This is a genomic window from Pandoraea commovens (genome assembly GCF_902459615.1).
GTDB lineage: Bacteria > Pseudomonadota > Gammaproteobacteria > Burkholderiales > Burkholderiaceae > Pandoraea > Pandoraea commovens.
Genome location: NZ_CABPSA010000005.1, coordinates 207506 through 220603 on the forward strand (window position 1 = coordinate 207506; position 13098 = coordinate 220603).

The following is a 13098-nucleotide window of genomic DNA, read 5'->3' on the forward strand; positions in this document are numbered from 1 at the left end:
GCCAGACATATGTATTCGATCTCCGCGAGTCCGCCCGCCGTTGCGAGTCCGGCAGCGCACCCCGAGTTGCCTGCCGCGTCGCACCTCCCGCCGGACACCTTCGCACGTCTCTCGGAATTCCAGCAAGTCGCAGACGCCACGCTCAACTGGCTCGATGAATCACCGGAATCCGCGCCAGCGCTCGGACTGATCTTCTCGCTCGTGAACCAGCGAGTTTCGTTTGACGATCTCTCAGCGCTCAACGACGACATCGTCTATCGGTTCGCCCGCCTCTTCGACGACCAGCCCCTGCTCGGTAGCTACGTGCTGGCCTGCCTGCCCGCGCAAATCCGACATCGGCTCCCCTGGGAGTCCGTCGAAGTCATCGTCGAGCGCGCGCTCAGCGAGTCGTCACTGCGCAGCCTGTCCCGATCGCTGGATCGCACTAACGTCAAAACCCCGGAAAGTGCAAGACACGGCAGCGCATGGGGGAAGTACTTCACCCTATGGCGCGAACAGATCATCGGCTGGGCGCACGCGTTTCGGTGGGCAGGCTCGGGGCATACCTGCGGCGTGTCGGATCCGCGAACGATGCAAGCGTACGCAACGGCCCCCTCCCCCCGAACACCGACCTTGAACTTCGGGCAAAGCGGCTGGACCGGCTTCGCCGTCGCCATGCTCTACGGCTCGGCCATTGGCCACTCGCTCAGCCGCGTCCCGCCTATCGGACCGAGGCCCATCCTCGGCTGGCCGATCACGCCCATCGTTTCGGCGGAACGCATCGGCTCATGCGCAGCGCTGGCTCCCGAAGCGGCCTCAACACCCGGCAACGCCGACATTCCTACCTCGGATGCCTTCGATGTCAACGGCCTGAGCCTCGCCATCCACGAAGCATGGCAATGGCTGTCGGACACGACGATGGACATGACCGAGCGTTCGCTCAACGCATTCGACGCGTTCGACGCGTTCGACGCACTGATGCCTCGCGATCCACTCCGCTTTAGCGGCGCCCTCGCAGAGTCGCTTGTTTCGCCCGATCCGTCGGCTCCCGCAGACCCTTCGGTTCCTGACAATCGCCCCGCCGAATTCGCCATTGCGAAGTGGCGCGAACCGGAGCCCGTCGCCGCGGCCAACCAGCGCGACTTCTTTTCCATGTCACCGGGACTCGACCAGCTCACCATCGCAGCCAATAGCTGGCACAACCGCGGCTCGGAACATCGATCGCTACACGTCAAGTTCGATCGATTGATGAACTTCTCCCCGCCGCCGACCGAGGCGGAATTGTTTAACGCCACAATTTCGGCCGAACCGGATTTCCCAAGCGTCGATCAGCCCGATATCGTGCTCAGACGCCACAAACCGGTGCCGGGAAGTACGCGTCTGCTGGATGTGACTTACTGGAAGCTTTTCGACGCCGCACGAATGATACGTGCGGGATCACTTGACATCGATAACCCGCCCGAGGGCGTCTATTTCGATGTGTGTCAGCGCTCCCCGCACGGCGCGATACAGGGGAATCCCACGCTTGTGAGCGCGGAACGCTTTCGGGCGGTCGTCACCCACTGGACGGAAAAATGTGATGACCAGGCAAAGCAGACCTGGTCGATTCCAGAATCATTGCCCGGTCAGCTCGACGCCACACTGACCACCGGGTCGCAAATCGCACTGGCATTGAGCGATCTGACCCTGGCCTATCGACAAGGACTGATCCCCCATCGGGCGCTAACTGTGGTGCGAGACGTCCTTTCCCAATCGAGCCAGTTCCACATGCTCGGGTCGCGTTCGACGTCGCGCCGTCTTATCGTCAAACTCACGCAAGGTAGCCGCAAACAAACCTTGGTCCCAGCCGGTACTTTCGTCATTTTCGAGCGTCCGCAAGGCGGCTTGACCCTGCTCTATCTGATGGGCGACGGTCAAGCCTGGCGTGCATTTGCATCGCCGGAGAAGCTGGCGGAAGCCACCGAAACAAATGCCGGTGGCCTGCGCGACACGCTTCTCGAACGGCTACCACGATCTGTCGGCGGTGCGGGACTCGCCGACGCCCCGCCTATCGCATTAAGCCCCGTCCCGCTCGCCGATCCCATGCGGATGGCAAACCGGGCCACGCTCGACCTCATTCGCGCCGAAGCCCCGCTGAAAGCCATGGCTGTCACAACAGGCGCCAGGATCAGGCAATACACGGACTGGTTAAGCGGCGCTTCCACCTCGGCAGTGGAAGATGCACTCGAAACGGCAAGACGCGAGCGTGTCGATGCAGGCCTTCCGGCGTCGCGGCACAGTGCCGTGATCTCATTGGCGCAGATCGACAGCATCCGCCACATTCAGGTGCTTCGCGCGCAGTTGTCGACGGCCATGCCGGACGTCCATCGTATGGCACAGGACTTTGCAAGAAGCGTGCTGGATCGGGCCGGTCTCAGCAACACCGATCCGGACACGTTGTACGTGCGCATAGAGGGCTCTCCCGCCCCGATTTCCGTCACGGCATCCTTACTCTACAAACTACGGGTGCCCGACGCCACCGCGACAGGTCCACTACTCAGACGCTCGCCTGAAGGAGCGCTGCGCCCCGAAACGCAGGACTGGGCATCGGACAGCCCATTTCCCGACGCCGCCGCGATTGTCAGCAAACTGGCCGACGGCCCCCCTGAAAAGAGCATTTACGACGCCCTTGAAAATTTTTGGTCGACATCGCGCAACACGGTTCGTCAGGTGCTCAAAAGCGAGTTCATTGCGCAGGCCTGGCTACAACGCGCGAGCGGTGTACTTTCGGTCGAAGCGCGGCATCTGGCTGCGCGTATCGCGGGCCCGATCGACCTGAATCGCTTCTACGAGATGCAGCTGAGTCACGAAGTGGTTTCGCCGAAAGTGAAACGCGAATGGCTGCATGTGAAGGGGCGCAACTCCACGCTGATGGCTGTCTGCGCTGAAGGTCGGCCAGCGGTACTTCTGATTGCCGCGTATCCTGACGGCCCCCGTGTTCACGGTTTTGAAAGCCGGGCGAAGCTTGAAGACTGGTTTCAACAGCAAACCGCCGACGACGACACTCGACGCCAGCTTGCAAGCAGCTTCAGTCCACCATCGCTCGACGACGAATGGCTTGTCGACGCAAAGCTCGATGCATCAGGACAAGCCGTGCCGAGCGAGCCCGACACCTTCACCCTGCTGACGTCCGTGTACGAAGCGCAATCACCACACGGTGGGTGGGCACACGAGCACATCCCCCGCCGGCGGGCGTTACTCAAGGCCATGGACTATCTGGCGAAACTGGATCTGGCGGTTGGCTTCGCATCGTGGGCGCTTCCCGCAGTGCAACCGGTCGGCGCCGCCATTTCCATGGTCGACTTCAGTGTCGGCGTCGTCGGCGAAGGCGTGGCACTTCTGACCGGAGATGCGAAGCTGCACTCGCAGGCGTGGCAATCCATGGTCTCGGCCGTCGTGGCGCAAGGCGCAGTGGTTTCGCGGTTCCCGGCACTCGCCCTCTTCACGGGCTCACGCCGATTCAATTACTACGTGTCGCAACCGCCCGTCGTTGGTGAAGAACTCATCCTGGGTTTGCATCGCGCCGAAGGACGCATGTACGCCGCGATCGATTCGTCCACACGCGCTTACGTCGAGTTTGACAGCACGGTCGGACACTTTCGCCTGATTCCACCCGGCGGTTCGTCTGCCGCAGCGTCGGACGCCCCGTTCATGCGACTGGGATCCGAGGGGAGATGGCACGTGGCAACATCTGCGGACTTGCTGCAACCAGTGCTTGAGGAGCAGACAGTCGGGTGGCGTATCGACCAAAATTTTCTGGAACGCTACGATGGCTGGCGCAACAGACACGACCCGCTGTTCGAGAACGCCATGCGTGCGTACTCGGATAGCGTATCGCAGCGCACGAGCCCCGTGGAAGTGACCGTTTCGGATCTCCGTCTGCTCAAGCTGCAATTCATCGATCGCACGATACAAAGCCCGGAGGAATTGGGCACGCTCGCCGGTCGGATCAATGAACTGCAGAATGCCGTCGATGCCGCAGCGACGATCTCCGTCGCCCGGCTGCCCTCACAGGCAAGGGAGATCGGTGCTCTCTATGTGCCGATCACACAGCGCTTTCGCCACTATCTCAGCCATCTGCGCACCGGTTTGCTACGCGCATCCGCCGTCGCGGCCTATTACGGCCGCGCCGAATCCGTCGCGAATCAATTCAACGCGTATGCGCAACTGTCTCCGTCGGCTTCCGAACTCTTTGCTGAGGACCTCGCCGTGCTGGGCATCGGCGACATTCCCTACCTTCCCCCGCCGCCTAATCTCGTCACCGACGCCCGCTTCGAGACCATGCTCGAAGGGGCGCAGGACACCACACGTCTGTTCGAGATTACGGCGGGAAGCCGCACGCTTTTGCTTGGCCGACGACTGTCATCCACCGGCAATTCCCAATACGTATTCATGGACCCGGCGGTGGGAATCGTGACCCACTCGGACCGTGAAGCATTGACGAATCTGGTGAACACGCATCTGCACGATGTGGCGTCGGAATACGAGATCCCTCTGAATGAGGGCGGCAACTATGCGATAGAGGTTGCCGAGATCGACGCCCGAACGTTGGGCGACATGCCGTTGTTCCGCGACATCGATCTGTATGTACCGGTGCGCGAGGCGTTCAGGATCTAGCGACAACGCCCGGCCGGTGTTGTTCGCACGGACTCAGGCGGCTTCGCGCGAGGCGGTCGCCGACGGCGACAGGTGAACCCATTCGCGCAGAGCTTCTGCGTTGGCATCGGCAAACACCTCGCCGACGAGCAGCACACTGGGTTGGGACGCGTCGAACCACGCCGCAGCGAGGCCCTGCGCCAATTCATCGAGACGGAGCACCACACGGCGCTCGCGCACCGTCGTTGCGGCTTCGACAATGGCCACCGGCGTGGTGGCGGGTTTGCCTGCCGCGATCAGCTCTGCGGCAATGCGTTGTGCGGCGTCGCGGCCCATGTAATACACGAGCGAATCGGCCGACGCTTGCGTCGCAATCTCCGCCGAATCGGGCGCACGGCTTTGCGTGACGAATGCCACACTGCGCGAGACGCCGCGCAACGTGAGCGAGCGGCCGAGCGTCGCGGCACTCGCCAGCGCCGCCGTAATACCCGGCACTACTTCCACTTCGATGCCCGCCGCCTCAAGCGCGCGCAGTTCTTCGTCCGCGCGACCGAACAACATCGGGTCGCCGCCCTTTAGGCGGACCACCAATCCCTGCGTACGTGCGTGATCGATCAACTGCTTGTTGATGAATTGCTGGGCGCTCGAGAGTTTGCCGCAGCGTTTGCCCACCGCGACAAGCTTCGCCTGCGGGCACAGGGCGAGCATGTCCGGCTCGACCAGTGCGTCGTGAAGTACCACATCGGCCTGTGCCAGCAAACGAGCACCGCGCACGGTGATCAGGTCGGCCGCGCCGGGACCGGCACCGACCAGATACACCTTGCCCGGGAGCTGGGCGGATTTCGATTGCGTCGTCGTCATGATGCTGCCGTTGTTCAGTGGGCTGGCACTGGTGCGATCTGCGCGCGCCATTGTGCCTGCAATGCGAGAAAGCGTGTGTCGCCGAGGGTCTGCGCGTCAGGCCGCCAGTGCGCGAATCATGCCTGCCGCCACGGTGTGATGCGTCGCTTCGTCGATCAGCACGAACGCACCCGTTGCCGGGTTGGCATCGTACGTGTCGGCGGCCACCGGCTTTTGCAGACTCAGTTGCACGCGGCCGATGTCGTTCATGGCGAGCGTCGTCTTGTCCGTGCCGTGCGAGAGCGTGCTCACGTCGAGGACCGTGTCTACACTGCCGACCTTCACATACACCGTGCTGGTCGCTTGCTTGAGCAGATACTTGCGCTGCGGTGCGAGTGCGTCTTCGTCGAACCAGCAGACGTCGGCCGCCAGCTTGCGCGACGGTTCCAGCACCGAATCCGCGCTCACAAAGGTGTCGCCACGTGACACGTCCACGTCTTCCGTCAGACGGATCGTCACGCACTGACCGGCAAACGCTTCTTCGAGCAGCCCACGCGGGCCGACGATCTCGGCAACCGTCGCGCTACGACCTGCGGGCAACACGCGCAGCGTCTGACCCAGACGCACAACGCCCGATTCCACGCGGCCCATATAGCCACGGAAGTCGTCGGCATGCGAGCCGTCCTGACGCGCTACCAGTTGCACCGGGAAACGCAGTTCGCCTCCCGTTTGCGCGACCGGCAGCGATTCGAGCATATCGAGCAACGGCTCGTCCTGATACCACGGCATACGCTCGCTCGCATAGACGATGTTGTCGCCCTTGAGCGCCGACACCGGCACGAAGCGCACGTCCTGCAACCCGAGACGCTGCGCCAGTTCCAGATAGGCCGCACGAATCGCGTTGAACGCCGTTTCGCTGTAGTCGATCAGGTCCATCTTGTTGATGGCGACGATCACGTGCTGCAAGCCCAGCAACTTCACGATGGCGCTGTGACGCTTGGTTTGCGCAAGTAATTCGGTCTTGCCGTCGACTTCGCTCACACGCGTGGCGTCGACCAGAATGATGGCGGCGTGCGCCGTCGATGCGCCCGTGACCATGTTGCGGGTGTACTGCTCGTGGCCCGGCGTGTCGGCGATGATGAACTTGCGGCGCGCGGTCGTGAAATAGCGATAGGCGACATCGATGGTGATGCCCTGCTCACGTTCGGCTTCGAGGCCGTCGGTCAGCAGCGAAAAATCGATGTCTTCGCCTGCGGTGCGCTTGTGCTTGGCGCGTGCGAGCGCGGAGAGCTGGTCGGTCAGCACCGACTTGCTGTCGTAAAGCAGGCGTCCGATCAGCGTGCTCTTGCCGTCGTCGACGCTGCCCGCGGTGATGAAACGCAGCACGCCGAGGTCTTCCTGATGCGGGGTGAGGCTCATGATCTCTTCAACTCGATTGCGTGGCCCCTGAGCGACAACTTAGGTCGCCCGACCGGGCCGATGTTCTTTCGGTAGGGTCTAACGGTCGCAACAACGAATGCGCGCGCCTTAGAAATAGCCCTGCTTCTTGCGCTGCTCCATGGCCGCTTCCGATGCCTGGTCGTCCATGCGCGTAGCGCCACGCTCGGTGATGTCGGTCACGGCCGTCTCGGCGATGATCTCCACCGGGCTCGACGCGACGCTCGCCACCGGGCACGTGCAGCTGATGTCGCCGACCGTACGGAAGCGCACCGACGCCAGTTCGCTCGACTCGCCGTCCTGCTTCGGCGTGAGCGGCGTGACCGGCACGAGCAGGCCGTTGCGGCGCACAATCTCGCGCTCATGCGCGTAGTAGATCGACGGCAGATCGAGGTTTTCGCGGGCGATGTATTGCCACACGTCCAGCTCCGTCCAGTTCGAGATCGGGAACACGCGCAGGTGCTCGCCCTTGTGCAGACGGGCATTGAACAGATGCCACAGTTCCGGACGCTGGGCCTTCGGGTCCCACTGACCGAACTCGTCGCGGAACGAGAAGATGCGCTCCTTGGCACGGGCCTTCTCTTCGTCGCGGCGCGCACCACCGATCATGGCGTCATAACCGTACTCGTCGATGGTCTCAAGCAGCGTGACGGCCTGTGCGGCGTTGCGCGAATCCGTTTCGCGACGCAGACGCACAGTGCCACGCGCAATCGAATCTTCCACATGACCGACCACCAGCTCAGCGCCGAGTGCTTTGGCGTGACGGTCGCGGAACTCGATCACTTCCGGATAGTTATGGCCGGTGTCGATGTGCACGAGCGGGAACGGCAGTTGCGTCTTGCGACCCGGGCCGAGGCCGAAGGCCTTGAGCGCGAGATGCAGCACCACAACCGAATCCTTGCCGCCCGAGAACAGTAGCGCGGGCTTGCGGCACTCCGCCACGACCTCACGCAGGATGTACATCGATTCGGCTTCGAGCCAGTCCAGATGATCCATTCGCGAGCCATTGGCCTGCGCGACTTCGTGCATCGCACCCATAGTGTTCCCTTCCTTGACGATTCCGAGTTTTCCGAGATTCGGTCTATTCCAGTGTGCCGCCGCGCCCGTTGGCGTTCTTACCTGATCGCGTCACACCGTCTTGATTCTTGTTGCCTGAGGGCCCTGTCGATCAGTTCGACTGCACCGACACCGGGATCTTGCTCAGGTTGCCCGCGTGCAGCCCGCACTCCTTGCTGTCGCGCGACTCCCACCACCAGCGCCCTGCCCGGCTGTCTTCGCCCGGGCGGATGGCACGAGTACACGGCTCGCAACCGATGCTCGGGTAGCCGCGTGCGTGCAGCGGGTTGACCGGCACGTCGCGCGCGGTGAGGTAGGCCCACACCTGCGCTTCCGTCCAGTCGAACAACGGGTTGTACTTGGCGATGCCGCGAGCGTCGTCCTGTTCCGCGAAAGCCAGTTCGCCGCGCGTCACCGACTGTTCGCGACGCTGACCGGTGAGCCATGCGTCGGCGTCGGCAAGCGCACGGCCCAGCGGTTCGACCTTGCGGATCTGGCAGCAGGCTTTACGCAAGTCCACGCTTTCGTAGAAGGCGTTCGCGCCGTGATCGGCGACGTACTTCTCGACCGCGTCGGCTTGCGGCGCGTACTGCGCAACGTCATAGCCGTAACGCGCCTTGATCTTGTCGAGCATGCCGACGGTCTCGTCATGCAGACGTCCGGTATTGAGCGTGAAGACGGTGATCGGCAGTTGCTGTCGCAGAATCACGTGCGTGATGAGCATGTCTTCGGCAGCAAGGCTGCTCGCGAACTTCACGTTGCGATGCGTGCTTGCGATGCGGGCGAGGCGCTCGACCAGCACGGCTTCCATTTCGTCGAGCAGCGCCATGTCCTGATGCTCGGCATCGGCCACGGTCGACGGCGAGGTCGACGATACAGCGGCCGGGGCGGGTTCCCAGCGGGATTCGTTTCGCATATCGCGAACTCCTTGTTTTGTGTGGGTGTCAGCCGACCAGCTTCACTGCCGCGAGCGTGAGCGTCGCCGCCAGCGCACCGCGCACGATGCGCTCGGGCAGATGACGGGTGAGCTTCGCGCCGAGCCAGATCCCGGGCAGGGAGCCGATCAACAGACTGCCGAGCAGTGCCCAGTGCACCGTCTCGAGCCAGATATGGCCCAGCGCCGCGATCGCCGTGAGCGGCACCGCGTAGGCGATATCCGTACCGGCGACTTCGGCCGGTTCCAACTGCGGGTACAGCATCAGGATCAGCGTCGCGCCAACGGCGCCCGCGCCAATCGAGGAAATCGTCACGAGTACGCCGATCACTGCGCCCACCACGACGGTGGCAATCGTTTGCGCACGGCCCGTCAGTTGCCAGTTGGGATGCGTGCGCAACGCAGCCAGCAATTTGGCGCGGAACAGCAGCGAGAGCACGGTCAACAGCACCGAGGCGGCAATCGTCAGCTTGATGACGTGCAGCGTCGACTCGTCGATACCGCCAAGGCGCTTGAGGAACAGGATCGTGACCAGCGCCGCCGGCAGCGCGCCCAATGTGAGCCGGCGCACGATATGCCACTTCACATGGCCGTGCGAGCGATGTGCCACCGTCCCGAAACTCTTGGTGATGGCGGCAAACGCGAGGTCCGTGCCCACGGCGACGGGGGCCGCGTACCCCAGTAGCAACGTCAGCAACGGCGTCATCAGCGAGCCGCCGCCTACACCGGTCAGGCCGACCAGCAGGCCGACGCCAAATCCGGAAAGGGGTTCGAGCCACAGCGACATGGATGACGTTCCTGGTGGGTCCTAAATGCCTGTAGGGAATAACGTTATCGAAACAGTGGCACCCACTGTAATGAAAAGGCTATATACTTCAAACGAATTAAAAATTGTTTGTATATTTTCTAAAGTTATACAAATGAACCTGCATCAGTTCCGTTTCGTGCGCGAAGCCGTCCGCCAGAATTTCAACCTGACGGAAGCCGCCAAAGCGCTATTTACCTCCCAGCCGGGCGTCTCCAAAGCCATCATCGAGCTTGAAGAAGAGCTTGGCGTGGACATCTTTGCCCGTCATGGGAAGCGCATCCGTAACCTGACCGAGCCCGGTCGCATCATCTTCGAGTCCGTCGAACGGATCCTGATGGAGGTGGAGAGCCTCAAGCGGATCGGCAAGGACTACGCGGCTCAGGATCAGGGCAGCCTGACCATCGCCACCACCCACACGCAGGCGCGCTACTCGCTGCCGCACGCCGTGGCCGAGTTCAAGAAGCGCTATCCGAAGGTGCGTCTGTCGATCCTGCAAGGCAGTCCGACGCAGATCGCCGAGATGGTGCTGCACGATCAGGCCGATCTGGCCATCGCCACGGAAGCCATCGCAGGCTATAAAGATCTGGTGTCGCTGCCGTGCTATCAATGGCAGCACGTGGCGGTCGTACCGCCCGATCACCCGCTGTTGCAACTGCCTTCGGTGGCCATCGAGGATCTGGCGAAGTACTCGCTGATTACTTATGACCCCCAATTCGCCGGTCGCGCCAAGATCGATCAGGCATTCGCGCTGCGGCACGTGGAGCCGGACATCGTGCTCGAAGCCATCGACGCCGACGTCATCAAGACCTACGTCGAACTGGGACTGGGTGTGGGGATTCTGGCGGGTGTGGCGTTCGACCCTGAGCGCGACCGCAATCTCCGTGCGATTCAGGTGGGGCATCTGTTCGGAACGAACGTGACGCGCGTCGCCCTCAAACAAGGCGCTTATCTGCGCGGATATGTTTTCACGATGGTTGAGCTGCTTTCACCGATCCTGACCCGCAAGCTGGTCGAACAGGCGCTGCGCGGCGAGCACGAAAGCTACGAGCTTTGATAGATCAGAAGGCTTCGTTGATTTGAAAATAGGCGCCGCGCGTCTGGCGGCCGAAGCCCACGTCGAAGCGCACGTTCACGCGCGGCTTGAATTCGAACCGATAGCCGACCCCGCCATTGGGCAGCCAGTGCGCCGAGGCCAGATCGCCCGGGCGGTCGGCAATCGCCCCCGCTCCGATCCACGCGACAACGCCGTGCCGTCCGACGAGATGCATCCGGTACTCGACCTGTGCCGTGAGCATGTTCCTGTCGCGGTACTGCCCCAGAAAGTAGCCGCGCATGTGCTTGCCGTCGCCAAACGTCGGCATCATGCTCCACGGCACATCTCCCCAACTGAACTTTCCATAGACGTCGAACGCCAGCACATCGCGCTGGCGAAACTTCGTGTAGTGGTCGTACGCCCATTCGAACGACTCGAACGATGTGCTGCTGCCAAAGGCGCGCCGGTAGACCGTGGTCGTGAGCGATAGCGCCTGTCCTTTGTATGGATTGGGGATGAAGTCGCGCGTGTCGTAAGAAAAGTTAGCGCTCAGACCGATGCTGCGCACATATGGCCCGATGGGGTCTGTTACGAAAGCGCTCGCGTCGCCCTTGTCGCGATTCACGGCGGAATCGAAGTGGGCGTCGACGCCGAAACCGCCGTAGGCACTGGGCCACAGCCGCCACAGAAAGGTCGGACGCACGAAGGCGCTACGTTTGGTGTACTTCTCACGGTTGTCGTCGTTACTCGCGCGGTCGTAACCGACGCCCCAATACTGCGTGGGCATGTTCACGACAGCGCCCGCGATAACGAAGCGAAAACTATCGTCGGTGAAGAAAGTGGTGTTGTCGACGCCGATGCCGAACGCGCCGGTCGTCGTGCCGAAGCCGTGAAGTGTCAGCGTGGAGAGTTGGGTGGTCGGTAAAGCGTCGCGCGTCTTATATAGACCCACAGCGGCCGCGCCGATGCCGAAGCCCATCTCGGGGTTGTAGAACGGCCCCGGCATAACGCCCCAGTCCATGCCGTGACTGACGTCCACCTTGTCTGCCGCGCCCAGCTTCGCGAGCAGTCGGTCGAGCCAGCCTTGTGGTGCGGCAGGCGGGGTTTGCGCAGCCGTCGGCGGCGTCTGGGCGAATCCGATACCGCTGTGCGCGGCCGTGGCCACCACCGCCCACGTCAGGACGGCGCGCAACGCCGGTCGTTGTCTCACGATGAATGCCGGGGCGCGCATCAGAACCTCAGGAAGGCAGTGAGGATGACGTCGCTACGGTTGTAGCCGTAACCGAACTCGGCGAGCAGACCGAAGCGCTTGCTCGCCGCCCAGCTCACCCCTGCCACGCCGCTCCAGCTTCCTGTGACAGACTGATCGATCTGATAATCGAGCCGCTGCGTCTGACCGCCTGCGGCTTCGATCGGCACGTCGAAGTGACCTGTGATCACGGCGCGCGTGCGAAACCACGTCGCGCCGACGTAGGGGGTGAGAATGCCCGCCGATCCGAGATGGAAGTTCCAACCGATGCGTGGCGAAATGTTCCACGAGTGGATGAGGGAGTCGGACATGGAGATGTCCGAGACCGTGTACGTCACCGGCAGCGAGAAAAACAGATCGCCGTAGGTGCCGACCAAAGTGAATCCGCCGCCGTAAGTGTGTCCGCTGTAGTCGGCGTGCGCCGTCGGCAGCTTGATCGGGTTCGCGCAATTCGGTGGCGGACGCCGTCCCGCACATCCGATGTTCAGTCCGAAAAACTGTTCAAGCGCTGTGAGCGACGAGAAGCCGATGTTGATGTCGCCGCCGCCGCGCACGTTGCCGACGATGCCGTACACGTTCATGAACGGAAACAACCACGCGCCAAGCTGAAACTGGTTCGATTCGCTGCGAATGCGCGATTGATCGAACTGCACGAAGTCGGCCGAGCGCAGGCCGTTGCCGTTCGCGCCAACCATCAGGTTGCTGAGTTGATACCGCTGCGTGCCGTTGAAATAGGAATAACCGACGTCGTACGGATTCGGCAGGTCGTATCCCCGGTCGACAACGCGCTGCGCGAAAAACGGCAGCGCATGGTCCCAATGTTTCGGTGCAGCGGGTGAAGATGTCGTGGCGTCAGGCGAGGCTGCGCCACTCGACGATGCCGACGCGTTGGCGGCCGCCCTGTCCTCCGGCGTGCCTGCGACACCCGACGGTGGCGAAGCGCTATCGCCGGAGGGCGTGGCCGTCGGCCCGATCACGCCGCGATACCATCCGCGCCTTGCCGCCACGTCGCCACCGGCGTCGGACGTCGGCGCGACCATCGTCGCCCCCGTCGCCCCTGCACCCCAGGCGGCGGCTTCGCGCGTCACGCCGACAAGGCACGCGAACGTTCCTGCCACGATCCACCA

Annotated in this window: 9 protein-coding genes; 2 read left to right on the forward strand and 7 right to left on the reverse strand. The window is 62.8% G+C overall.

What is annotated here, in order from left to right:
- Positions 1–201: 201 nt before the first annotated feature.
- The gene (locus PCO31010_RS16180) at positions 202–4635 is read left to right on the forward strand and encodes a dermonecrotic toxin domain-containing protein (protein ID WP_174984819.1); all 4434 of its coding nucleotides are present in this window, start codon (positions 202–204) and stop codon (positions 4633–4635) included.
- 33 nt (positions 4636–4668) lie between these two features.
- Here the strand turns inward: PCO31010_RS16180 and cobA are convergent, their stop codons facing one another.
- From cobA to PCO31010_RS16205, 5 genes are all read right to left on the reverse strand, one after another.
- Complete coding sequence (gene cobA / locus PCO31010_RS16185) at positions 4669–5475, reverse strand: uroporphyrinogen-III C-methyltransferase (RefSeq protein ID WP_150665309.1); 807 nt, start codon at positions 5473–5475, stop codon at positions 4669–4671.
- 96 nt (positions 5476–5571) lie between these two features.
- Entirely contained in the window at positions 5572–6873 is a 1302-nt protein-coding gene (locus tag PCO31010_RS16190) for a sulfate adenylyltransferase subunit 1 (protein WP_150665152.1), read from the reverse strand.
- A 108-nt stretch (positions 6874–6981) separates the two neighbouring features.
- Positions 6982–7929 carry a sulfate adenylyltransferase subunit CysD gene (cysD, locus tag PCO31010_RS16195; protein WP_046291108.1) on the reverse strand — a complete coding sequence of 316 codons (948 nt, stop codon included), beginning with the start codon at positions 7927–7929 and terminating at the stop codon, positions 6982–6984.
- Between the two features lie 130 nt (positions 7930–8059).
- Positions 8060–8776, reverse strand: a complete 717-nt coding sequence (locus PCO31010_RS16200; RefSeq protein WP_150665310.1) for a phosphoadenylyl-sulfate reductase — start codon at positions 8774–8776, stop codon at positions 8060–8062.
- A gap of 115 nt (positions 8777–8891) precedes the next feature.
- Positions 8892–9668, reverse strand: coding sequence for a sulfite exporter TauE/SafE family protein (locus tag PCO31010_RS16205; RefSeq protein ID WP_150665153.1), 777 nt, complete (start codon positions 9666–9668; stop codon positions 8892–8894).
- Positions 9669–9801: 133 nt separating this feature from the next.
- On the opposite strand from PCO31010_RS16205, the gene PCO31010_RS16210 reads away from it, so the two are divergent.
- A complete protein-coding gene (locus PCO31010_RS16210) occupies positions 9802–10743 on the forward strand; it encodes a CysB family HTH-type transcriptional regulator (protein WP_150665154.1) in 942 nt (313 codons plus the stop codon).
- Positions 10744–10747: 4 nt separating this feature from the next.
- Here PCO31010_RS16210 and PCO31010_RS16215 read toward each other — a convergent pair whose 3' ends face one another.
- Entirely contained in the window at positions 10748–11932 is a 1185-nt protein-coding gene (locus tag PCO31010_RS16215; RefSeq protein ID WP_150665155.1) for a BamA/TamA family outer membrane protein, read from the reverse strand.
- Positions 11933–11952: 20 nt separating this feature from the next.
- Positions 11953–13089 carry a hypothetical protein gene (locus PCO31010_RS16220; protein ID WP_246184636.1) on the reverse strand — a complete coding sequence of 379 codons (1137 nt, stop codon included), beginning with the start codon at positions 13087–13089 and terminating at the stop codon, positions 11953–11955.
- Between the last annotated feature and the right edge of the window lie 9 nt (positions 13090–13098).